This is a genomic window from Enterobacter sp. ENT02 (assembly GCF_019219165.1).
Taxonomy (GTDB): Bacteria; Pseudomonadota; Gammaproteobacteria; order Enterobacterales; family Enterobacteriaceae; genus Enterobacter; species Enterobacter mori.
The window spans coordinates 189,204-212,274 of record NZ_JAHUWD010000002.1; the positions used below are offsets into that span (position 1 = coordinate 189,204).

Annotated in this window: 20 protein-coding genes, 5 tRNA genes and 1 pseudogene; 21 read left to right on the plus strand and 5 right to left on the minus strand. The window is 53.8% G+C overall.

Features of this window, described 5'->3' with window-relative positions; genetic code table 11:
• Positions 1–127 precede the first annotated feature (127 nt).
• The 20 genes and pseudogenes from mngA (at position 128) to pnuC (ending at position 17,025) form a co-directional block, all read left to right on the plus strand.
• Positions 128–2,035 (plus strand): annotated as a pseudogene (gene mngA, locus KW829_RS06830) (PTS 2-O-a-mannosyl-D-glycerate transporter subunit IIABC).
• A gap of 23 nt (positions 2,036–2,058) precedes the next feature.
• On the plus strand, positions 2,059–4,689 hold the full coding sequence (mngB, locus tag KW829_RS06835; protein ID WP_218307888.1) for a mannosylglycerate hydrolase: 2,631 nt from the start codon (positions 2,059–2,061) through the stop codon (positions 4,687–4,689).
• Positions 4,690–5,364: 675 nt separating this feature from the next.
• Entirely contained in the window at positions 5,365–6,933 is a 1,569-nt protein-coding gene (cydA, locus tag KW829_RS06840) for a cytochrome ubiquinol oxidase subunit I (RefSeq protein WP_089598917.1), read from the plus strand.
• A 15-nt stretch (positions 6,934–6,948) separates the two neighbouring features.
• The gene (gene cydB / locus KW829_RS06845) at positions 6,949–8,088 is read left to right on the plus strand and encodes a cytochrome d ubiquinol oxidase subunit II (RefSeq protein WP_010428732.1); all 1,140 of its coding nucleotides are present in this window, start codon (positions 6,949–6,951) and stop codon (positions 8,086–8,088) included.
• A gap of 14 nt (positions 8,089–8,102) precedes the next feature.
• Positions 8,103–8,216 (plus strand): cytochrome bd-I oxidase subunit CydX, encoded by a 114-nt coding sequence (cydX, locus tag KW829_RS06850; protein ID WP_003858598.1) that lies wholly within the window; start codon positions 8,103–8,105, stop codon positions 8,214–8,216.
• Positions 8,216–8,506 (plus strand): cyd operon protein YbgE, encoded by a 291-nt coding sequence (ybgE, locus tag KW829_RS06855; protein WP_010428735.1) that lies wholly within the window; start codon positions 8,216–8,218, stop codon positions 8,504–8,506. The genes cydX and ybgE overlap by 1 nt, the downstream gene beginning before the upstream one ends.
• Positions 8,507–8,654: 148 nt before the next feature.
• Positions 8,655–9,059 carry a tol-pal system-associated acyl-CoA thioesterase gene (gene ybgC / locus KW829_RS06860; RefSeq protein WP_003858593.1) on the plus strand — a complete coding sequence of 135 codons (405 nt, stop codon included), beginning with the start codon at positions 8,655–8,657 and terminating at the stop codon, positions 9,057–9,059.
• Complete coding sequence (gene tolQ, locus KW829_RS06865; protein ID WP_089598919.1) at positions 9,056–9,748, plus strand: Tol-Pal system protein TolQ; 693 nt, start codon at positions 9,056–9,058, stop codon at positions 9,746–9,748. The genes ybgC and tolQ overlap by 4 nt, the downstream gene beginning before the upstream one ends.
• A gap of 3 nt (positions 9,749–9,751) precedes the next feature.
• Positions 9,752–10,180 carry a colicin uptake protein TolR gene (tolR, locus tag KW829_RS06870; protein ID WP_003858589.1) on the plus strand — a complete coding sequence of 143 codons (429 nt, stop codon included), beginning with the start codon at positions 9,752–9,754 and terminating at the stop codon, positions 10,178–10,180.
• A gap of 28 nt (positions 10,181–10,208) precedes the next feature.
• Positions 10,209–11,435, plus strand: a complete 1,227-nt coding sequence (gene tolA, locus KW829_RS06875) for a cell envelope integrity protein TolA (protein WP_089598920.1) — start codon at positions 10,209–10,211, stop codon at positions 11,433–11,435.
• 135 nt (positions 11,436–11,570) lie between these two features.
• Positions 11,571–12,863, plus strand: a complete 1,293-nt coding sequence (tolB, locus tag KW829_RS06880) for a Tol-Pal system beta propeller repeat protein TolB (protein ID WP_089598921.1) — start codon at positions 11,571–11,573, stop codon at positions 12,861–12,863.
• A 35-nt stretch (positions 12,864–12,898) separates the two neighbouring features.
• Positions 12,899–13,420 (plus strand): peptidoglycan-associated lipoprotein Pal, encoded by a 522-nt coding sequence (pal, locus tag KW829_RS06885; protein WP_003858578.1) that lies wholly within the window; start codon positions 12,899–12,901, stop codon positions 13,418–13,420.
• 9 nt (positions 13,421–13,429) lie between these two features.
• On the plus strand, positions 13,430–14,224 hold the full coding sequence (gene cpoB / locus KW829_RS06890) for a cell division protein CpoB (protein ID WP_010428743.1): 795 nt from the start codon (positions 13,430–13,432) through the stop codon (positions 14,222–14,224).
• Between the two features lie 161 nt (positions 14,225–14,385).
• Positions 14,386–14,461: transfer RNA gene (locus tag KW829_RS06895), tRNA-Lys, on the plus strand.
• 26 nt (positions 14,462–14,487) lie between these two features.
• Positions 14,488–14,563: transfer RNA gene (locus KW829_RS06900), tRNA-Val, on the plus strand.
• A gap of 3 nt (positions 14,564–14,566) precedes the next feature.
• Positions 14,567–14,642, plus strand: a tRNA-Lys gene (locus KW829_RS06905).
• 147 nt (positions 14,643–14,789) lie between these two features.
• Positions 14,790–14,865, plus strand: a tRNA-Lys gene (locus KW829_RS06910).
• A gap of 23 nt (positions 14,866–14,888) precedes the next feature.
• Positions 14,889–14,964, plus strand: a tRNA-Lys gene (locus KW829_RS06915).
• 275 nt (positions 14,965–15,239) lie between these two features.
• Positions 15,240–16,283: a quinolinate synthase NadA gene (gene nadA / locus KW829_RS06920; protein WP_182402593.1), complete on the plus strand. Its 1,044-nt coding sequence runs from the start codon at positions 15,240–15,242 to the stop codon at positions 16,281–16,283.
• Positions 16,284–16,305: 22 nt separating this feature from the next.
• On the plus strand, positions 16,306–17,025 hold the full coding sequence (gene pnuC / locus KW829_RS06925) for a nicotinamide riboside transporter PnuC (protein ID WP_010428749.1): 720 nt from the start codon (positions 16,306–16,308) through the stop codon (positions 17,023–17,025).
• On the opposite strand, the gene zitB is transcribed toward pnuC, so the two are convergent.
• Together zitB and KW829_RS06935 are read right to left on the minus strand one after the other, a co-directional pair.
• Positions 17,022–17,957 (minus strand): CDF family zinc transporter ZitB, encoded by a 936-nt coding sequence (gene zitB, locus KW829_RS06930; RefSeq protein WP_089598925.1) that lies wholly within the window; start codon positions 17,955–17,957, stop codon positions 17,022–17,024. The two genes, pnuC and zitB, sit on opposite strands and share 4 nt — an antisense overlap.
• A gap of 99 nt (positions 17,958–18,056) precedes the next feature.
• The gene (locus KW829_RS06935) at positions 18,057–18,437 is read right to left on the minus strand and encodes a YbgS-like family protein (protein WP_029485008.1); all 381 of its coding nucleotides are present in this window, start codon (positions 18,435–18,437) and stop codon (positions 18,057–18,059) included.
• A gap of 304 nt (positions 18,438–18,741) precedes the next feature.
• Between KW829_RS06935 and aroG the strand changes: the two genes are divergently transcribed.
• On the plus strand, positions 18,742–19,794 hold the full coding sequence (aroG, locus tag KW829_RS06940; RefSeq protein WP_010428756.1) for a 3-deoxy-7-phosphoheptulonate synthase AroG: 1,053 nt from the start codon (positions 18,742–18,744) through the stop codon (positions 19,792–19,794).
• 61 nt (positions 19,795–19,855) lie between these two features.
• Here aroG and gpmA read toward each other — a convergent pair whose 3' ends face one another.
• From gpmA to galK, 3 genes are all read right to left on the minus strand, one after another.
• A complete protein-coding gene (gene gpmA / locus KW829_RS06945) occupies positions 19,856–20,608 on the minus strand; it encodes a 2,3-diphosphoglycerate-dependent phosphoglycerate mutase (protein WP_089598926.1) in 753 nt (250 codons plus the stop codon).
• A 275-nt stretch (positions 20,609–20,883) separates the two neighbouring features.
• The gene (gene galM / locus KW829_RS06950; protein WP_218307889.1) at positions 20,884–21,927 is read right to left on the minus strand and encodes a galactose-1-epimerase; all 1,044 of its coding nucleotides are present in this window, start codon (positions 21,925–21,927) and stop codon (positions 20,884–20,886) included.
• Positions 21,921–23,069 (minus strand): galactokinase, encoded by a 1,149-nt coding sequence (gene galK / locus KW829_RS06955; RefSeq protein ID WP_089598928.1) that lies wholly within the window; start codon positions 23,067–23,069, stop codon positions 21,921–21,923. Before galK ends, galM begins: the two co-directional genes overlap by 7 nt.
• Positions 23,070–23,071: the final 2 nt, after the last annotated feature.

Consider the following 23,071-nt stretch of genomic DNA (forward strand, 5'->3'; position numbering starts at 1 on the left):
GCGTAAAATTTGTAAATAATACAATTTAAATACAAATTTGCATTGTTAGTGAAAGTGATCACATAAATGTATTGCATTGCCTGCCACAATTGCCGCCAGACAATAACAAGTTACGTGTGAGGATCTTATGAACCTGACGACTCTGACCCACTCCAGCGCTGTCTGCGTGCAGGCGCACTATGCCAGCCCTGATGAGGCAATTCGCCAGCTTACGATGCGACTGGTGGCGCTGGGCAAAATTACCGATGGTGATGCATTTCTGGCGGAGGTCTACCGTCGTGAATCTCAGGGGCCGACCGCACTGGGAGAAGGGCTGGCTGTCCCGCATGGTAAATCGAGCGCGGTGAACGAAGCGGCTTTTGCAGTTGCTACGCTGAGCGAACCGCTGGAGTGGGAGGGGGTGGACGGCCCTGAAAACGTTGAGCTGATCGTCCTGCTTGCCATCCCGCCTGCTGAAGCCGGATCCACGCATATCCAGGTACTGACGGCGCTGACGTCTCGCCTGGCAGATGATGCACTCCGGGAACGCGTTATGGCTGCAGCGACGGCGGAGGATCTGCTTGATGCGCTGAACGGTGGCTCGCAGGAAGACGAGGTTGCCACATTGTTGAATGCACCAACCGTCATCTGCGTCACCGCCTGTCCAGCCGGGATTGCCCATACCTAAATGGCAGCCGAGTACCTGGAAAAAGCGGGACGTAAGCTGGGCGTCAACGTTGTGGTCGAAAAGCAGGGGGCGAATGGCATTGAGGGGCGCATCACCGCGCAGCAGTTGCAGGAGGCCAAAGCGTGTATCTTTGCCGCAGAAGTGGCGATCAAAGAGAGAGAGCGTTTTCAGGGGATCCCCGCCATTTCCGTGCCCGTCGCGGAACCCCTGCGCCATGCTGAAGCGCTCATTGAGCGCGCGCTGGCATTACCGTCTTCGTCTGAAGCACTTCCCGGACAGGCAGAAAAAAAGAGCGTTAAGACGGAGCTCAAGCAGGCGCTCCTTAGCGGTATCTCCTTTGCGGTGCCGCTGATCGTCGCCGGCGGGACGGTGCTCGCCGTGTCGGTACTGCTGGCACAAATCCTTGGCCTGCAGCACCTGTTCGACCAGGAAAACTCATGGCTGTGGATGTACCGCAAGCTTGGCGGCGGCATGCTCGGCATTTTGATGGTCCCTGTTCTGGCAGCCTATACCGCTTACTCGCTGGCGGATAAACCCGCGCTGACGCCGGGCTTTGCGGCCGGTCTTGCGGCCAATATGATCGGCTCCGGTTTTCTGGGGGCTATCATCGGCGGGCTGATTGCGGGTTACCTGATGCGCTGGGTGAAAAATCACATTCGCCTGAGTAGCCGCTTCAACGGTTTTTTAACCTTTTATCTCTATCCGGTTATTGGCGTACTGGGGGCGGGCAGCCTGATGCTGTTTGTGATCGGTGAGCCGGTGGCTTGGCTTAATACTACGCTCACCGCCTGGCTTAACGGTTTGTCCGGCGCGAATGCGCTGCTCCTGGGGGCGATCCTCGGGTTTATGTGCTCATTCGATTTGGGTGGCCCGGTCAACAAAGCCTCTTACGCGTTCTGCCTGGGCGCGATGGCTAACGGGGTATACGGTCCCTATGCCATCTTTGCCTCCGTCAAAATGGTGTCGGCCTTCACCGTCACGGCGTCAACGTTGCTGGCACCGAAACTGTTTAAACCGTTTGAAATTGAAACCGGTAAATCCACCTGGCTGCTTGGCCTCGCGGGCATCACCGAAGGGGCGATTCCGATGGCGATTGAGGATCCGCTTCGCGTCATTGGTTCATTTGTGCTCGGCTCCATGGTAACAGGCGCGATTGTCGGCGCGATGGGGATCGGGTTGTCCACGCCGGGGGCCGGTATTTTCTCTCTCTTTTTACTTCACGATGCCGGGTTGAGCGGTGTGGTTGCGGCGGCGGGCTGGTTTGGCGCGGCGCTGGTGGGTACCGCAATCTCCACCTTTATTCTGCTGCTCTGGCGACGCCAGGCGGTGAAAAAGGGCAACTACGTCACTGAAGACGCCATACCGTAACAACGCACAAACAGGAAACGAAGATGAAAGCTGTATCTCGCGTTCATATCACGCCGCATATGCACTGGGACCGTGAGTGGTACTTCACCACCGAAGAGTCGCGTATTCTTCTGGTCAATAATATGGAAGAGATCCTGACCCGTCTGGAGCAGGATGACGAGTATAAATATTATGTCCTCGATGGACAGACGGCGGTGCTGGAGGATTATTTTGCCGTCGTGCCTGAAAACCGCTCGCGGGTGAAAGCGCTTGTGGAGCGCGGAAAGCTGATTATCGGCCCCTGGTATACCCAGACCGATACCACAATTGTCAGCGGTGAGTCGATTGTCCGCAATCTTATGTACGGCATGCGCGACTGTATGGCGTTCGGCGAGCCGATGAGGATCGGCTATCTACCGGATTCGTTTGGTATGTCCGGCCAGCTACCGCATATTTATAACGGGTTTGGCATTACCCGCACGATGTTCTGGCGCGGCTGCTCGGAACGACACGGGACCGACAAAACCGAGTTTCTCTGGCAGAGCCAGGACGGCAGTGAAGTGACGGCGCAGGTACTGCCGCTGGGCTACGCGATTGGTAAGTACTTACCGGAGGACGAAGCAGGGCTGAGAAAACGGCTCGACAGCTATTTCGAGGTACTGGAAAACGCCTCCGTTACCAAAGAGATTTTACTGCCCAACGGTCACGACCAGATGCCGCTGCAGCAGAATATTTTCGCGGTGATGGATAAGCTTCGTGAAATCTATCCCCAGCGTCAGTTCGTGATGAGTCGGTTTGAAGAGGTGTTTGATTATATCGACGCGCACCGCGACGAACTGGCGACGCTGAAAGGAGAGTTTATCGACGGGAAATACATGCGTGTACACCGCACTATCGGCTCCACGCGCATGGACATTAAAATCGCCCATGCGCGTATCGAGAACAAAATCGTCAATATCCTCGAGCCGCTGGCGGCGCTTGCCTGGACGCTGGGCTTCGACTACCACCACGGCCTGCTGGAGAAGATGTGGAAAGAGATCCTCAAAAACCATGCTCACGACAGCATCGGCTGCTGCTGCAGCGATAAGGTGCACCGCGAGATTGTCTCCCGCTTTGAGCTGGCTGAGGACATGGCGGACAACCTGGTGCGCTTCTATATGCGCAAGATTGTCGACAACATGCCGCAAAGCGACGCCGATAAGCTGGTGATGTTCAACCTGATGCCCTGGCCGCGTGAAGAGGTGATGAACACCACGATCCGGCTGCGGGCCAGCCAGTTCAGACTGCGGGATGAAAAAGGCAACGAGATCCCCTATTTCATTCGCAGCGCGCGCGAACTCGACCCCGGCCTTATTGACCGGCAGATTGTCCATTACGGCAATTACGACCCGTTTATAGAGTTTGATATTCAGCTCAGCCAGATACTGCCATCGATGGGCTACCGTACGCTGTATATCGAGCCGAACGTGGCCGGAAAGGTGCTCCCGGCGGTGAAAAATGCCGAATCCTTACTTGAAAATGCCTTCTGGCAAATTGACTTAAACGATGACGGTACGCTGCGCTTGCGCGATAAAGAAAGCGGGCTTATTTATGACCGCGTACTGGAAATCGAAGAGAGTTCGGACGATGGGGATGAGTACGACTACTCGCCTTCCCGGGAAGAGTGGAGGCTCACGTCAGCGCAGGGCGAGCATGAGGTTAAGGTCACGCACGAAGGCTGGCAGAGCAGGGCGGCTATCCGCCATCGGATCGCCGTTCCGGCAAATCTGGATGAACGCGCGGCGCGCCAGCGAAACGGCTCACTCAATGTAGAGTTTGACGTCACGCTTAGCCATAACAGCAGGCGTATCGATGTGGCCGTGCGTCTGGAAAACCAGGCTAACGACCACCGCGTTCGCGTACTGATCCCAACGCCGTTTATGACAGAGGACGTGTTAGCGGATACGCAGTTTGGCTCGCTCATTCGGCCGGTGCAGGACGCGGCGATGGCAACCTGGCATGAGGAGGGCTGGAAAGAAGCGCCGGTTCCCGTCTGGAATTTACTCAACTATGCCGTCCTGCAGGAAAAGCGCAACGGGCTGGCGCTCTTCACCGAGGGACTGCGCGAGTTTGAAGTGGTGGGCGATGACAAAAAAGCATTCGCCTTAACCTTGTTGCGCGGCGTGGGGCTGCTCGGGAAAGAAGATTTGCTGTTGCGTCCAGGCAGACCTTCGGGGATCAAAATGCCTGTTCCTGACTCTCAGGTTCGCGGGCCGTTAACCTGTCGCTTTAGCCTCTTCAGCTTTAGCGGTACGCCAGAAAACGCGGGCGTCGCACAGCAGGCTAAATCGTGGTTAACACCGGTGCAGTGCTATAACAAAATTCCCTGGGATGCGATGAAACTGAATCGCGCGTCGTTTATCACGCCGGAAAGTTACAGTCTGTTAGCGCTTTCGCCAACGGGATGCGTGCTCAGTGCGCTCAAAAAGGCTGAAGATCGTGATGAGCTCATTCTCCGCCTGTTCAACCCTTCGGCGTCCAGCGTATGTGACACGACGTTATCCATGAATCCAACGGTGAAACGGTGGCGCGAAACGGACATGAACGAACGGATAATGGATCGGTGTGAAGAAGAGGGTATTGTCGGGGGATTCAGGCCGGGGCAGTCGCGAACCTTTAGTATTCTATTCGCCTGAACCAGCGAGACAAAAAGGCTGCAGAGAAGGCGGCCTTTTTTCATTAAATAGTCACACTGCGGTGTTAACTTATGGGGTGTCAAAAGTAAATTAAATGTAATTTCGGAGGGTTGCGTAAATGCAATGGAAAAATAACCTGGCCCGACTACGCTTTATTGTTTGTCCCCCGTTGAAATCTTGTTTTCTTTCGCGTTAATTAAAATCACTTCTGTTTATATTTTTTCCCGTCTTCGATAACCAATCTCATCTTTGCATGCACATATCATTAACATGGTTTTTACCATTCTCACCATGATTAAACATGGTTAACATCAATGGTTGTTTTTGATTTAAATCAAAGTTTAATCCTTGGAAAATCTCATCAAAAGGCGCTAAATTGTCCCGGATCAAAATGGCCGAAAAGTGGTAATTTTGCTATAAATTGATCGTCGTCGAAAAACGTAAATGTGATTCAATAAAAACCTGTTTATTGTAAGGGTTTTGCAGCGTATTATATTTGCGGGATCAATTTGAGTTTTTTATTAACCTATTTGTAACCTGACGTCATCGTTTTTATCCTTCTCCAGGGTAATAACGACGACAAGGATGCGAATAATTTGTATTGGGGCATGCGTGTGGATCTCTCTCTGACGGGGTTCACTCTCGGAGTCTTCATGCGATGAGCAAGGAGTCATAATGTTAGACGTAGTCGAACTGTCGCGCTTACAGTTTGCCTTGACCGCGATGTACCACTTCCTGTTTGTGCCACTGACGCTCGGTATGGCGTTCCTGCTGGCCATCATGGAAACGGTTTACGTCCTCTCCGGCAAACAGATTTATAAAGATATGACCAAGTTCTGGGGCAAGTTGTTTGGTATCAACTTTGCACTGGGCGTGGCAACCGGTCTGACCATGGAGTTCCAGTTCGGGACTAACTGGTCTTACTATTCCCACTATGTAGGGGATATCTTCGGTGCGCCGCTGGCCATTGAAGGTCTGATGGCCTTCTTCCTCGAATCCACCTTTGTAGGTCTGTTCTTCTTCGGTTGGGACCGTCTGGGTAAAGTCCAGCATATGGCGGTAACCTGGCTGGTGGCATTAGGCTCTAACCTGTCCGCGCTGTGGATCCTGGTGGCGAACGGCTGGATGCAGAACCCAATCGCATCCGATTTCAACTTCGAAACCATGCGCATGGAGATGGTCAGCTTTGCTGAGCTGGTCCTGAACCCGGTTGCTCAGGTTAAATTCGTTCACACCGTGGCTTCTGGCTATGTGTGCGGTGCGATGTTCGTACTGGGCATCAGCTCTTACTACATGCTGCGCGGTCGCGACTTCGCTTTCGCAAAACGCTCCTTTGCTATCGCAGCAAGCTTCGGTATGGCGGCAATTCTGTCTGTTATTGTTCTGGGTGATGAATCCGGTTACGAAATGGGCGACGTGCAGAAAACCAAGCTGGCCGCTATTGAAGCAGAATGGGAAACACAACCGGCTCCGGCGGCATTTACCCTGTTCGGTATTCCCGATCAGGAAGCGCAGGAAAACCGCTTCGCCATTCAGATTCCTTATGCGTTGGGCATCATCGCCACTCGCTCCGTCGACAAACAGGTGACTGGCCTGAAAGATCTGATGGTGCAGCACGAAGAGCGTATCCGTAACGGGATGAAAGCCTACTCGCTGCTGGAGCAACTGCGCGCCGGTTCAACCGATCAGGCCGTTCGCGATCAGTTTAACGACGTGAAGAAAGACCTGGGTTACGGCCTGCTGCTGAAACGCTATACCCCGAACGTCTCCGACGCAACGGAAGCGCAAATCCAGATGGCAACCAAAGACTCAATTCCACGCGTTGCACCGCTGTACTTCGCGTTCCGTATCATGGTGGGCTGCGGCATCATCATGCTGCTGATTATCGCGGCATCCTTCTGGTCCGTGATTCGCAACCGTATCGGTGAGAAAAAATGGCTGCTGCGCACCGCGCTGTACGGTATTCCTCTGCCATGGATCGCTATCGAATCCGGTTGGTTTGTTGCGGAGTATGGCCGTCAGCCATGGGCAATCGGTGAGGTGCTGCCAACGGCAGTCGCGAACTCGTCCCTGACTGCGGGTGACCTGATCTTCTCCATGCTGCTGATTTGCGGTCTGTACACCCTGTTCCTGGTGGCTGAACTGTTCCTGATGTTCAAGTTCGCGCGCCTTGGCCCAAGCAGCCTGAAAACCGGTCGCTATCACTACGAGCAGTCTACCGCGACTACTCAGCCGGCACGCTAAGACAGGAGTCATCAAATGATCGATTATGAAGTATTGCGTTTTATCTGGTGGCTGTTGATTGGCGTTCTGCTGATCGGTTTTGCGGTCACTGATGGTTTCGACATGGGTGTAGGGATGCTTACCCGTTTCCTCGGTCGTAATGACACCGAGCGTCGAATTATGATCAACTCCATCGCCCCTCACTGGGACGGTAACCAGGTGTGGCTGATCACCGCGGGTGGCGCGCTGTTCGCTGCCTGGCCGATGGTCTACGCGGCTGCGTTCTCTGGCTTCTACGTGGCGATGATTCTGGTGCTGGCGTCTTTATTCTTCCGTCCGGTAGGCTTCGACTACCGTTCCAAGATTGAAGATACCCGCTGGCGTAACATGTGGGACTGGGGCATCTTCATCGGTAGCTTTGTTCCGCCGCTGGTGATTGGCGTGGCATTCGGTAACCTGCTGCAGGGCGTACCGTTCCACATCGATGAATATATGCGTCTTTACTACACCGGTAACTTCTTCCAGCTGCTGAATCCGTTTGGTCTGCTGGCAGGTGTTGTTAGCGTGGCGATGATCATTACTCAGGGCGCGACCTATCTGCAGATGCGTACTGTGGGTGAACTGCACCTGCGTTCCCGTGCAACGGCTCAGGTTGCGGCGCTGGTCACTCTGGTTTGCTTCGCTCTGGCCGGTGTGTGGGTGGTGTATGGTATCGATGGTTACGTGGTGACGTCTGCGATCAACCATGTTGCGCCGTCTAACCCGCTGACTAAAGAAGTCGCGCGTCAGGCGGGTGCCTGGATGGTGAACTTCAACAATACCCCTGCTCTGTGGGCTATCCCGGCGCTGGGCGTACTGTTGCCACTGTTGACCGTGCTGACCTCTCGTCTGGAAAAAGGCGCTCTGGCGTTCGTGTTCTCTTCACTGACACTGGCGTGCATCATCCTGACGGCAGGTATTGCGATGTTCCCGTTCGTCATGCCATCCAGCACTATGATGAATGCTAGCCTGACCATGTGGGATGCAACCTCCAGCCAGCTGACGCTGAACCTGATGACCTATGTTGCCTGCGTGTTCGTACCGATTATTCTGCTCTACACCGCCTGGTGTTACTGGAAAATGTTCGGTCGTATCACCAAAGAACATATCGAAAGTAACACCCACTCTATGTACTAAGTAAGGAGCTGAATATGTGGTATTTCGCATGGATTTTAGGGACGCTTCTTGCCTGCGCATTTGGTGTCATCACTGCCCTGGCGCTTGAGCACGTCGAAGCGACCAAAGCGGGTGAAGAAAAACACTAATGAATATTATCGCAACGTTATATGCGGTAATGGACAAGCGCCCGTTACGGGCGCTTTCTTTAGTGATGGCATTACTGCTGGCGGGCTGCATCTTCTGGGACCCGTCGCGCTTCGCGGCAAAGACCAGCGAACTTGAGATCTGGCACGGCTTCCTCATCATGTGGGCGGTGTGCGCAGGGGTCATTCACGGCGTGGGCTTTCGTCCGAAAGCCGTTCACTGGCAGGGAATTTTCTGCCCGCTGATTGCCGATTTGGTTCTCCTTGCTGGTCTGATTTTCTTCTTCTTCTGAATAAGAAATGTCCTATAACGATATGGGCTTACCCGAGCCCATAAAAATTTACTCTCCGTTTACTTTCTCCCATTCCAAACCATCATTCCCGCGCGTATAGTAGCGAAGTTTAAAAGCTCTAACTTTTGTTGCATTACTGGGATGTAAAGTGAATACAACGCTGTTTCGATGGCCGGTTCGTGTCTACTACGAAGATACCGATGCCGGTGGTGTGGTCTACCACGCCAGCTACGTTGCTTTTTATGAACGGGCACGCACAGAGATGCTGCGCCATCATCACTTTAGTCAACAGGTGCTGTTGGCTGAGCGAGTTGCCTTCGTGGTACGCAAGATGACGCTTGAGTATTTTGCGCCTGCCAGACTCGACGATATGCTCGAAGTCCAAACTGAAATTACATCAATGCGCGGAACCTCACTGGTTTTCACGCAGCGGATAGTCAATGCAGAGAACACCGTACTGAACTCAGCTGAAGTACTGATTGTTTGTGTTGATCCAACCATAATGAAGCCTCGTGCGCTTCCTAAGTCTATTGTCGCGGAGTTTAAGCAGTGACTGACATGAATATCCTTGATTTGTTCCTGAAGGCTAGCCTTCTGGTTAAACTTATCATGTTGATTTTGATTGGTTTTTCAATCGCATCCTGGGCCATCATTATCCAGAGAACGCGTATTCTTAATGCCGCTGGCCGTGAAGCCGAAGCGTTTGAAGACAAGTTCTGGTCGGGTATCGAACTTTCTCGTCTGTACCAGGAAAGCCAGGGGCGCCGTGATAATCTTTCAGGCTCCGAACAAATTTTCTATAGCGGATTCAAAGAGTTTGCCCGCTTACATCGCGCGAATAACCACGCGCCCGAAGCGGTAGTAGAAGGTGCGTCGCGTGCGATGCGCATTTCCATGAATCGCGAACTGGAAACCCTTGAGACGCACATTCCGTTCCTTGGCACTGTGGGTTCCATCAGTCCGTATATCGGTCTGTTTGGTACCGTGTGGGGGATTATGCACGCCTTTATCGCATTAGGCGCGGTGAAGCAGGCGACGTTGCAGATGGTTGCGCCGGGTATCGCTGAAGCACTGATTGCGACCGCTATCGGTCTGTTTGCGGCAATCCCGGCGGTTATGGCTTACAACCGTCTGAACCAGCGCGTGAACAAACTGGAACTGAACTACGACAACTTTATGGAAGAGTTCACCGCGATTCTGCACCGTCAGGCGTTTACCAGTACCGAGAGCAACAAGGGGTAAACCATGGCCAGATCGCGTGGACGAGGTCGTCGCGAGCTCAAGTCCGAAATCAATATCGTTCCACTGCTGGACGTACTGCTGGTACTGCTGCTGATCTTTATGGCGACAGCGCCCATCATTACCCAGAGCGTGGAAGTTGATCTGCCGGATGCGACAGAATCACAGGCGGTAAGCACCAATGACGATCCTCCGGTCATCATTGAGGTTTCCGGTGTAGGGCAGTACAGCGTAGTGGTCGAGAAAGATCGTATGGATCAACTGCCGCCCGAGCAGGTTATTGCTGAAGCGCAACGACGCCTGGAGTCAAATCCGAAAACGGTCTTCTTAATCGGTGGCGCAAAAGACGTGCCTTACGATGAAATTATTAAAGCGCTGAACTTGCTACATAGTGCGGGCGTTAAGTCTGTTGGCTTAATGACTCAGCCTATTTGATCATCTGCGTAGTTTTTGGGAACCGATAGTGTCAAAGGCAACCGAACAGAACGACAAGCTTAAGCGAGCGATAATCGTCTCCGCAGTACTGCACGTTATTCTTTTTGCAGCGCTGATCTGGAGTTCGTTCGACGAGCACATTGATGCATCAGCTGGCGGCGGTGGGGGGGCTTCCATCGATGCCGTCATGGTGGATCCCGGTGCGGTAGTGCAGAACTATAATCGTCAGCAACAGCAGCAGGCGAGCGCAAAACGTGCTGAAGAGCAGCGTGAAAAACAGGCGCAACAGCAAGCGGAAGAACTGCGTGAAAAGCAGGCCGCGGAGCAGGAGCGTCTGAAGCAGCTTGAGAAAGAGCGTTTGCAGGCGCAGGACGCGGCGAAAGAGCAGGCTGAGCAGCAGAAACAGGCTGAAGCCGCAGCGAAGAAAGCGCAAGAACAGCAGAAACAGGCGGAGGAGGCTGCGGCCAAAGCCGCTGCGGATGCGAAAGCACAGGCAGATGCGCAGGCTAAATTAGCCGCAGACGCTGCGAAGAAAGCCGCTGCTGACGCTCAGAAGAAAGCTGAAGCGGAAGCCGCGAAGAAAGCCGCTGCCGATGCTCAGAAGAAAGCTGAAGCGGAAGCCGCGAAGAAAGCCGCTGCTGATGCTCAGAAGAAAGCCGAAGCGGAAGCCGCGAAGAAAGCCGCTCAGGAAGCAGAGAAGAAAGCTGCTGCCGAGAAAGCCGCAGCTGAAAAAGCGGCCGCCGCAGAAAAAGCCGCAGCCGATAAAAAAGCTGCAGCCGCGAAGGCCGCTGCCGATAAGAAAGCAGCCGCCGAAAAAGCCGCTGCGAAAAAGGCTGCTGCCGCTGAAAAAGCTGCCGCTGCTGCAGGCGTTGACGATCTGCTGGGCGATCTCAGTTCAGGTAAGAATGCACCGAAAACGGGTGGCGGAGCGAAAGGAAACAACGCAGCGCCGTCTGGAAGTGGTAACACTAAGAGTAACGGTGCATCAGGCGCTGAAATCAACGGTTATGCCGCGCAGATTAAATCCGCTATCGAAAGCCGATTTTATGATGCGTCTTCCTACACCGGTAAAACGTGTACGCTGCGTATAAAACTGGCGCCGGATGGGATGCTGCTCGATATTCAGTCTGAAGGTGGCGATCCAGCCTTATGTACTGCTGCACTGGCTGCAGCGCGTCAGGCGAAGATGCCAAAACCGCCTTCTCAGGCCGTGTATGAAGTCTTTAAAAATGCGCCACTGGACTTCAAACCTTAAGTTACATTTTCCCCCGTGCAAACGGGGGAAAATAGACCAGGTTTAGTCACAGGGTTCAGGTAGTTTTGTCTATTTGAGTTTGTTAACATTCTGCTAAATTATCGTGGGTAAGGTTACCCAGATAAGGGAGATATGATGAAGCAGGCATTACGTGTAGCATTTAGTTTTTTAATGCTGTGGGCAGCTGTGCTGCATGCAGAAGTACGTATCGAGATCACCCAGGGGGTGGACTCGGCGCGCCCAATCGGCGTTGTTCCGTTCCAGTGGGCTGGCCCGGGTGCGGCGCCTGAAGACATCGGCGGCATTGTAGCCGCTGACCTGCGTAACAGCGGCAAATTCAACCCATTAGATCGTTCTCGCCTGCCACAGCAGCCGGGCACCGCGCAGGAAGTACAGCCTGCGGCGTGGTCTGCGCTGGGTATTGATGCGGTCGTGGTCGGTCAGGTAACGCCTGCCCCAGACGGTGGCTACAACGTGGCTTATCAGCTGGTCGATACCGGCGGTGCGCCAGGTACCGTTTTGGCTCAGAACACTTATAAAGTGAACAAGCAGTGGCTGCGCTATGCGGGCCACACCGCAAGTGACGAAGTGTTTGAGAAGCTGACCGGTATTAAAGGTGCATTCCGTACTCGTATCGCTTACGTGGTTCAGACCAACGGCGGTCAGTTCCCGTATGAGCTGCGCGTTTCTGACTACGATGGCTACAACCAGTTCACCGTTCACCGTTCTCCACAGCCGCTGATGTCACCGGCGTGGTCTCCTGATGGTTCCAAACTGGCCTACGTAACCTTCGAAAGCGGTCGTTCTGCGCTGGTTATCCAGACGCTGTCTAACGGTGCCGTGCGTCAGGTTGCGTCGTTCCCACGTCACAACGGTGCGCCTGCGTTCTCTCCGGATGGCTCAAAACTGGCCTTTGCCCTGTCTAAAACCGGTAGTCTGAACCTGTACGTGATGGACATCGGTTCTGGTCAGATTCGTCAGGTGACGGATGGCCGTAGCAACAACACCGAACCAACCTGGTTCCCGGACAGCCAGAACCTGGCCTTCACGTCCGACCAGGCCGGTCGTCCACAAGTTTATAAAGTGAATATCAACGGCGGAGCGCCGCAGCGTATTACCTGGGAAGGTTCTCAGAACCAGGATGCTGACGTCAGTGCCGATGGTAAAACGATGGTAATGGTTAGTTCTGCGGGTGGTCAGCAGCACATTGCCAAACAAGATCTGGTAACGGGTGGCGTGCAAGTTCTCTCGTCAACGTTCCTGGATGAAACGCCAAGTCTGGCACCTAACGGCACGATGGTAATCTACAGCTCTTCTCAGGGGATGGGATCTGTGCTGAATCTGGTTTCTACAGATGGGCGTTTCAAAGCGCGTATTCCGGCAACTGATGGACAGGTAAAATCACCTGCCTGGTCGCCGTATCTGTAAATAATAATTAATTGATTACTAAAGGAATCTTAGAAATGCAACTGAACAAAGTGCTGAAGGGGCTGATGATCGCTCTGCCTGTAATGGCAATCGCAGCGTGTTCTTCTAACAAGAACGCAAGCAATGACCAGAGCGGTGAAGGCATGATGGGTGCCGGCACCGGTATGGACGCTAACGGCAATGGCAACATGTCTTCTGAAGAGCAAGCGCGTCTTCAGATGCAGCAGCTGCAGCAGAACAACATCGTTTACTTCGATCTGGATAAATACGACATCCGTTCTGATTTCGCTGCGATGCTGGATGCTCACGCTAACTTCCTGCGTAGCAACCCGTCTTACAAAGTCACCGTAGAAGGTCACGCGGACGAACGTGGTACTCCAGAGTACAACATCTCCCTGGGTGAACGTCGTGCTAACGCTGTTAAAATGTACCTGCAGGGTAAAGGCGTTTCTGCTGACCAGATCTCCATCGTTTCTTACGGTAAAGAAAAACCTGCAGTACTGGGTCACGACGAAGCGGCTTACTCCAAAAACCGTCGTGCCGTACTGGTTTACTAAGAGAATGGCATGAGCAGTAACTTCAGACATCATCTCATGAGTCTGTCGTTACTGGTTGGAATAGCGGCCCCCTGGGCCGCTTTTGCTCAGGCACCAATCAGTAGTGTCGGCTCAGGCTCGGTAGAAGACCGGGTCACTCAACTCGAGCGTATTTCTAACGCTCACAGTCAGCTTTTAACCCAACTCCAGCAGCAGCTTTCCGATAACCAAAATGATATTGACTCCCTTCGCGGCCAGATCCAGGAAAGCCAGTATCAGTTGAACCAGGTTGTGGAACGCCAGAAGCAGATCTTGCTGCAGATGGATAGCCTGAGTAGCGGTGGTGCAGCAGCACAGCCTGCAGCGGGCGACCAAAGCGGTGCAGCAACAGCGACACCTGCTCCGACAGGAGATGCGTCAGCCTCTTCAGGCGCGCCTGTACAGAGCGGTGACGCGAATACTGACTACAACGCGGCTATCGCCCTGGTACAGGACAAATCTCGCCAGGACGACGCTATCGTTGCGTTTCAGAACTTCGTGAAGAAGTACCCTGATTCCACTTACCAGCCAAATGCGAACTACTGGCTCGGTCAGCTGAATTACAACAAGGGTAAAAAGGACGATGCGGCGTTTTATTTTGCCTCAGTGGTGAAAAATTACCCGAAATCGCCAAAAGCGCCGGATGCGATGTATAAGGTCGGCGTGATCATGCAGGACAAAGGTGACACTGCGAAGGCCAAAGCAGTGTATCAGCAGGTTGTCACAAAATTCCCGGGTACCGAAGGTGCCAAACAGGCGCAAAAACGTCTGAGTTCGATGGGATGATTATCGCATGACCAGAAATCGTGTTATTTCTGGTCGTGCCGCATGATTCGTAAGCAGTTAAGTGATCTTCATCGAAATTTTTGTTGCGCAGAATTCTTAAATCAGTAATATATGCCGCCGTTGCCACGGGATATCAAACAACGTGAAAACAGCGTAAAAGTGGGTCGTTAGCTCAGTTGGTAGAGCAGTTGACTTTTAATCAATTGGTCGCAGGTTCGAATCCTGCACGACCCACCACTTAACGCAAACCAGTAGTACAGAGTGGGTGATTAGCTCAGTTGGTAGAGCATCTCCTTTACACGGAGGGGGTCGGCGGTTCGAGCCCGTCATCACCCACCACTCGGGTCGTTAGCTCAGTTGGTAGAGCAGTTGACTTTTAATCAATTGGTCGCAGGTTCGAATCCTGCACGACCCACCAATTTTAATGTCTTACTCGAGACATTAAACGTGAAGGATAACGTTGCTTCAGCAACGGCCCGTAGGGCGAGGCGAAGCCGAGTCATCCTGCACGACCCACCACTTTCCGGTGGTACCGAGTAAAAATCTTCGAAGTCAGCACCCGAATGGGTCGTTAGCTCAGTTGGTAGAGCAGTTGACTTTTAATCAATTGGTCGCAGGTTCGAATCCTGCACGACCCACCACTTCGAAGAAAAAATCCCGCAAGGGGTCGTTAGCTCAGTTGGTAGAGCAGTTGACTTTTAATCAATTGGTCGCAGGTTCGAATCCTGCACGACCCACCAGTGTAGAAAGGCGCCCTAAAGGCGCCTTTTTGCTATCTGCAGATCCTGAGCCTAAAACACACTGCCTGATGGCGCTGCGCTTATCAGGCCTACGAACAAAGTAGGTCGGGTAAGGCGAAGCCGCCACCCGACAAATGCTATGTGCACCTATACCCGGTGACTTTTCTTCTCAAATTCGCTATCTTGTTTAGTATATAAAACACAATTGCCGACCGTTTTGCTATGTTGCGCAAAATAAAGGCAATATTGTTAAGCCAGTAAAACGAGAAGCCATAATGAGTGTGATGTTTGATCCCGAAGCCGCAATCTATCCGTTTCCGCCAAAGCCTGTCCCGCTGAGTCTGGATGAAAAGCAGTTCTACCGCGAGAAGATCAAGCGTCTTCTCAAAGAACGAGATGCGGTAATGGTGGCCCATTACTACACCGACCCGGAAATCCAGCAGCTGGCGGAAGAGACCGGCGGATGTATTTCTGACTCACTGGAGATGGCACGCTTCGGGGCAAAACATCCCGCTTCCACGCTGCTGGTCGCTGGCGTGCGCTTTATGGGTGAAACGGCAAAAATTCTCAGCCCGGAAAAAACTATTCTGATGCCGACGCTCAACGCAGAGTGTTCTCTCGATCTCGGCTGCCCTGTTGAGGAATTCACCGCGTTCTGCGATGCCCATCCTGACCGCACCGTGGTGGTCTATGCCAATACGTCTGCGGCGGTAAAAGCCCGCGCAGACTGGGTGGTGACCTCCAGCATCGCCGTTGAACTGATTGAACATCTGGATAGCCTGGGCGAGAAAATTATCTGGGCGCCTGACCGCCATCTCGGTAATTACGTTCAGAAGCAAACAGGCGCAGATGTTCTCTGCTGGCAGGGCGCGTGTATCGTTCACGACGAATTTAAGACTCAGGCGCTGACGCGTATGAAGGCGCTGTACCCGGAAGCGGCCATTCTGGTGCATCCAGAGTCGCCTCAGTCGATTGTCGATATGGCCGATGCGGTTGGCTCAACCAGCCAGCTTATCAACGCGGCCAGGACGCTGCCGCATAAGCAGCTTATCGTGGCTACCGATCGCGGTATCTTTTACAAAATGCAGCAGGCGGTGCCGGAAAAAGAGCTACTCGAAGCGCCAACCGCAGGCGAGGGGGCAACGTGCCGCAGCTGTGCGCACTGCCCGTGGATGGCGATGAACGGCCTGAAAGCGATTGCCGAAGGGCTCGAGACGGGCGGGGCAGCGCATGAAATTCATGTTGATGCGGCGTTGCGGGAAGGTGCGTTAATTCCGCTTAACCGCATGCTGGATTTTGCGGCTACACTACGTACTTAACTTATTCAGAACCGGGGAAAAGATGGATTTTTTTAGCACGCAGAACATTTTGGTTCATATACCGATTGGTGCGGGTGGCTATGACCTGTCATGGATTGAAGCCGTTGGCACGCTGGCGGGGTTACTCTGTATTTGGCTGGCGAGCCTGGAGAAGATCAGCAATTACGCGTTCGGGCTGATTAACGTCACGCTGTTTGCGATTATCTTCTTCCAGATCCAGCTCTACGCCAGCCTGCTTTTGCAGCTTTTTTTCTTTGCCGCCAATATTTACGGCTGGTACGCGTGGTCGCGTCAAAACAGCCAGCAGGAAGCCGAGTTGCAGATCCGCTGGCTGCCGCTGCCGAAAGCCATCGCCTGGCTTGTCGCCTGCGTGGCGGCCATTGGTCTGATGACCGTTTATATCAACCCGGTGTTTGCGTTTCTGACGCGCGTTGCCGTTTCGGTCATGTCCGGACTCGGTTTGAGTGTCACGATGCCTGAACTCCAGCCGGATGCCTTCCCGTTCTGGGATTCTTGCATGATGGTGCTGTCGATTGCGGCGATGATCCTGATGACCCGAAAATATGTCGAGAACTGGCTGCTGTGGGTCATCATCAACGTCATTAGCGTGGTGATTTTCGCCCTGCAGGGCGTCTATGCCATGTCGCTGGAATATCTGCTGCTAACCTTCATTGCCCTGAACGGCAGCCGTATGTGGATTAACAGCGCGCGTGAGCGAGGCTCTCGCGCGCTTTCCCACTAATGGTGATGATGTGAATGGCCGGACTGCGCCTCGTTCAGGTGGCAGTCTGGCCCACTACAGGGCTGATACTCCATCTGGATCGTTGAATGCGCAATCTCATAGTGATGCTCCAGAAAATGCTGGATACGTTCAAGCAGCGCGTCGTGATCGTGGGGTGGGATCACCTGAACGTGCAGCGTCATCACCGGCTTTTCGCCGACCAGCCACACGTGAACGTGGTGGACGTTTCGCACCTCCGGAATCGAGCGGCTCAGATTTCGTCTCAGCTCACCAATGTCAATTGACGTGGGGGCACCTTCCAGCAACTCATTGACGCTCTCTTTCAACAGCCGCCAGGCGCTGCGTAGCACCAGACAGGAGACGAGCACCGAAAGAATCGGGTCGATGGGTGTCCATCCCGTCCCGAGAATAATCAGCGCAGCCACAATCGCCCCAACGGAGCCGAGCAGATCCCCCAGAACATGCAATGCCGCGGCACGCACATTGAGATTCTTTTCCCCGCTGCCGCGATGCAAAATCCAGAACGCCAGAATATTGGCTATCAGACCCGCTATTGCGATCACCATCATGGTGATTCCGGCGACGGGCTGCGGGTGTCTGAAGCGCTGAACGGCTTCCCAGACGATCAGGATGGTAATTACCACCAGCGCAATTGCGTTAACGAAAGCGGCAAGCGTAGTGAGCCTGAGCCAGCCAAACGTGTGGCGAGCATTGGGTGGACGGCGTGAGAACTGGACGGCGAGCAGAGCAAACAGCAGGGCAGCCGCATCGGTAAGCATGTGTCCCGCATCTGCCAGCAGGGCCAGAGAACCTGAGATTATCCCCCCAATGACCTCGATAACCATAAACGTTGCCGTGACGCCAAACGCCAACAGCAGCCGTTTGGCATTCTCATCGCCGGAGGTGGGGGAAGGGGAGTGTGTGTGTGCCATGTCATCTTTCCTGATTTGTTATTATTTTTAGTGTAGCGTTTTTAAGAGCTTAAATAAAAAAGGAGAGCACGCGCTCTCCTTTATTCAGATTACTCAGCGTTACTGCGTGGTACCGTCAGTTTTGGTATCCGCATCACTGCCAACTTTGTCATTTGGATCCGGACAGCGGCCGTCTTTACACATGGAGTTTTTGTGCACTTCATCTTTGGTCATGCCGTCGTGATTCATCGTGCCAGAGTCCGTACCATTGGGATGTAGCATGGTGCCGCCGGTTTGGGTATTTCCGGAATTGATTTGGCTGTTATCGACATTATTTGGTGCGATGTTTTGTTTAGCATCAGGGGCGACCTGGCCAGCAGCGGCGGCTGCATTAGCATCGCCGTTGCTGTCTGATGAGCCCGTGTCCGCGGCCAGGACGCTCCCGCTTGCCAGGGTGAGTGTGGCGGTCAGAAAGAGAGTTGCCAGTTTCGTCATTTTCATCATGCTGCTCCTGTTCTTTTCGTTATGCTGGATAACATTCTCCAACAGTGCATCGTGTTCAAAGGCGAAAGATTCCAGCATACGGACTTACGTCAGTATGGAATCGTGTTTAATCACACAAAAATGGTTGTTACAGTTAAAAAGCTTAGGTTAGATCTCATTTTTCGCTATTTTGTGGCGATTTTTAGGCGAATTCCAGGAATTATCTGCGTGAAGTGTAAAAGCCCGTTTACACTTCCTGGCCGACAAGTTAGATTGAAAGCATTGCTTTCACTACTAAAGATATGGCAAAGCCGGAAAGAAGATGAATTATCAGAACGACGATTTACGCATTAAAGAGATCAATGAGTTATTACCTCCAGTAGCACTCCTTGAAAAATTCCCCGCCACTGAAAATGCTGCCAATACGGTGTCTCATGCCCGCAAAGCGATCCACAAGATCCTGAAAGGCAGCGACGATCGTCTTCTGGTGGTGATTGGCCCGTGCTCTATTCACGACCCTGCGGCCGCGAAAGAGTATGCTGCCCGCCTGCTCACCCTGCGTGAAGAGCTGAAAGGCGAGCTGGAAATCGTGATGCGCGTCTATTTTGAAAAACCGCGCACCACCGTGGGCTGGAAAGGGCTGATTAACGATCCGCATATGGATAACAGCTTCCAGATCAACGACGGGCTGCGCATTGCCCGCAAGCTGCTGCTGGAAATCAACGACAGCGGCCTGCCTGCCGCGGGTGAGTTCCTGGACATGATTACGCCACAATACCTGGCAGACCTGATGAGCTGGGGCGCAATTGGTGCCCGCACCACGGAATCTCAGGTTCACCGCGAGCTGGCGTCCGGCCTCTCTTGCCCGGTTGGCTTTAAAAACGGCACTGACGGCACCATTAAGGTGGCTATCGACGCCATAAACGCAGCGGGCGCGCCGCACTGCTTCCTCTCCGTGACGAAATGGGGTCATTCCGCAATTGTGAACACCAGCGGTAACGGCGACTGCCATATCATTCTGCGCGGCGGCAAAGAGCCGAACTACAGCGCAAAACACGTGGCAGAAGTGAAAGTGGGGCTGGAAAAAGCCGGACTGTCGCCGCAGGTGATGATCGACTTCAGTCACGCCAACTCCAGTAAGCAGTTTAAAAAGCAGATGGAAGTGGGGGCAGACGTTTGCCAGCAGATCGCCAGCGGTGAGAAAGCGGTGATCGGGGTGATGATTGAAAGCCATCTGGTTGAAGGTAACCAGAATCTGGAAGGCAGTGAACCGCTGGTTTACGGTAAGAGCGTCACCGATGCCTGCATTGGCTGGGACGATACCGACGCCATCCTGCGTCAGCTGGCGAATGCGGTAAAAGCGCGTCGCGGCTGAGTCCTCAGGCACAAATAAAAAAGCGCGGAAGGCTCCGCGCTTTTTTTATGCCTTGCGAAAATTACTTCGCTTTACCCTGGTTCGCGACAGCCGCTGCTTTCGCTGCGATCTCGTCCGCGTTACCCAGATAGTAATGTTTGATTGGTTTGAAGTTTTCGTCGAACTCATACACCAGCGGTACGCCGGTTGGGATGTTCAGCTCGAGGATTTCGTCTTCACCCATGTTGTCCAGGTATTTCACCAGCGCACGCAGGGAGTTACCGTGAGCGGCGATGATCACGCGCTCACCGCTTTTCAGGCGTGGCAGAATGGTTTCATTCCAGTAAGGCACAACGCGGTCGATGGTTAGCGCCAGGCTTTCAGTTTGTGGCAGTTCTGCGTCGGTCAGTTTAGCGTAACGTGGGTCGTGACCCGGGTAGCGCTCGTCATCTTTGGTCAGCTCAGGCGGGGTTACCGCGAAGCCGCGACGCCACTGTTTAACCTGCTCGTCGCCATATTTCTCAGCGGTTTCCGCTTTGTTCAGACCCTGCAGCGCACCGTAGTGACGCTCGTTCAGTTTCCAGGATTTCTCAACCGGCAGCCAGGCCTGATCCAGTTCGTCCAGCACGTTCCACAGGGTGTGGATGGCACGTTTCAGCACAGAGGTGTAAGCAAAATCAAAGGTGAAGCCTTCATCCTTCAGCAGTTTACCTGCCGCTTTGGCTTCGCTTACGCCTTTCTCAGACAGATCAACGTCGTACCAACCGGTGAAGCGGTTTTCGTTGTTCCACTGGCTTTCGCCGTGGCGCACCAGAACCAGCTTAGTTACAGCCATATCGTACTCCTCATAAGCTTTATTGAATGATAACAATTCTCATTATATTGCCGTGGACGTGCCAGCAGCAACGCTTAACCCTAACCATAGCGAAAATAGTCTCTGAGTGTAAGATGCTTGTGAATCCAGGGTTATGATTTTGTCTGCGATCGGCGGTATTTTCAGCAAGACGAGCAGAAAAAAGCCCTCGCTGTGAGGGCTGACATTTTTTGCCGAATGGTGCTTCGCTTATCCGGCCTACCCGTAGGCCCGTGCAAGCGTAGCGCCGCCGGGCATTAAGCGCGCGGAGTGAAATGATACTCTGTGACGCTAACGTACTCTTCGCCGGGGCGCAGCACGCTGTCCGGCTGCGGCCATTCCGGATGATTCGGGCTGTCGGGCAGAAACTCGCTTTCCAGCGCCAGCCCTTGCCAGTCGCTGTACTCCTCGTGCTCGCGCGCCGTCGTGCCGCCGAGGTAGTTGCCTGAATAGAACTGCAGGGCAGGGGCGGTGGTATAGACCGTCATCTGCAGTTTCTCATCCGCAGACCAGACCTGTGCGGCAGGTTGTTTCACATCACCTTTGGCCTGCAGCAGGAAAGCGTGGTCGTAACCTTTCACCTTGCACTGATCGTCATCGCTCAGGAAATCCTGGGCGATAGTTTTCACGCTGCGGAAGTCAAAGCTGGTCCCGCTCACCTCTTTCAGCCCCTGATAAGGAATACCCATCTCATCAACCGGCAGATATTCATCCGCCAGGATCTGTAGCCTGTGGTTACGCACGTCGCACTGGTTACCGTCCAGGTTGAAGTACGCATGGTTAGTCAGGTTGACCGGACATGGCTTGTCGATCGTCGCACGGTATTCAATGGCGATACGGTTGTCGTCGGTCAGCGTAAAGCGCGCAGAAGCGATAAGGTTCCCCGGGAAGCCCTGATCGCCATCAGGTGAATCCAGCGAGAGCAGCACTTCCCCGTCGTTTTGACGAACAATCTTCCAGCGGCGTTTATCAAACCCGTCCGGTCCGCCGTGCAGCTGGTTCTCACCCTGGCTTGGCAGCAGGGTGTACTGCACGCCGTCGAGTTCAAAACGGCTCTTCGCGATACGGTTAGCATAGCGCCCAACGGACGCGCCCAGATAGGCGGACTGATTAATATACTGCTCAGGCGAGGCGCAGCCGAGCAGAGTCTCGCGTACGCTGCCGTCCGGCATCGGTACGCGGGCAGAAAGCAGGGTGGCACCCCAGTCCATCAGCGTAACGACCATCCCCGCGCTGTTGCGCAGGGTTAACAGGCGATACGGCAGACCATCCGGTGCAAGGGTAGGTGTTTCGTTTAGCACTGTCCGGCTCCTTGTGATGCTTTACAAACATAGAAGGTTTCTTTGATACCCGTTTTTGCTTCGTACTGCTTCGCCACGGCGTCCTGTACGGCAGGGACCAGCTCTTCAGGCACCAGCGCAACGATGCAGCCGCCAAAACCGCCGCCCGTCATGCGCACGCCGCCTTTGTCGCCAATGGTGGCTTTGACGATGTCCACCAGGGTGTCGATCTGCGGAACGGTGATTTCAAAATCATCGCGCATGGAGGCGTGAGATTCCGCCATCAGCTCACCCATGCGTTTCAGATCGCCTTTCGCCAGTGCGGACGCGGCTTCAACGGTACGGGCATTTTCCGTCAGCACGTGACGAACGCGTTTGGCGACAATCGGATCCAGCTCATGCGCCACTTTGTTAAATTCATTGAGCGTGACGTCGCGCAGGGCAGGCTGCTGGAAGAAGCGGGCGCCGGTTTCGCACTGTTCGCGGCGGGTGTTGTACTCGCTGCCCACCAGCGTGCGTTTGAAGTTGCTGTTGATAATTACCACGGCCGCGCCTTTTGGCAGGGGAACGGCTTTGGTGCCAAGCGAACGGCAGTCGATCAGCAGAGCGTGTTCTTTTTTGCCCAGCGCGGAGATCAGCTGGTCCATGATGCCGCAGTTACAGCCCACGAACTGGTTTTCCGCTTCCTGACCGTTCAGGGCGATTTGCGCGCCATCCAGCGGCAGATGATAAAGCTGCTGGAACACGGTTCCCACGGCGACTTCCAAAGACGCAGAGGAGCTTAAGCCCGCACCCTGCGGCACGTTGCCGCTGATCACTAAATCCGCACCGCCAACGTTTTTGTTACGCTTCTGCAGATGCTTCACCACGCCGCGCACGTAATTAGACCACTGCTGGCTGTCGTGCGTCACAATCGGGGCATCGAGGGAAAATTCGTCCGTCTCATTACCGTAATCTGCCGCAATCACGCGGACTTTACGGTCGTCGCGCTTCGCGCAGCTGATGACGGTCTGGTAATCGATGGCGCACGGCAGCACGAAACCGTCGTTATAGTCGGTGTGTTCACCGATCAGGTTAACGCGGCCAGGCGCCTGGATAACGTGGGTGGCAGGGTAGCCAAATTTCTCAGCAAACAGGGATTGTGTTTTATCTTTCAGACTCATTT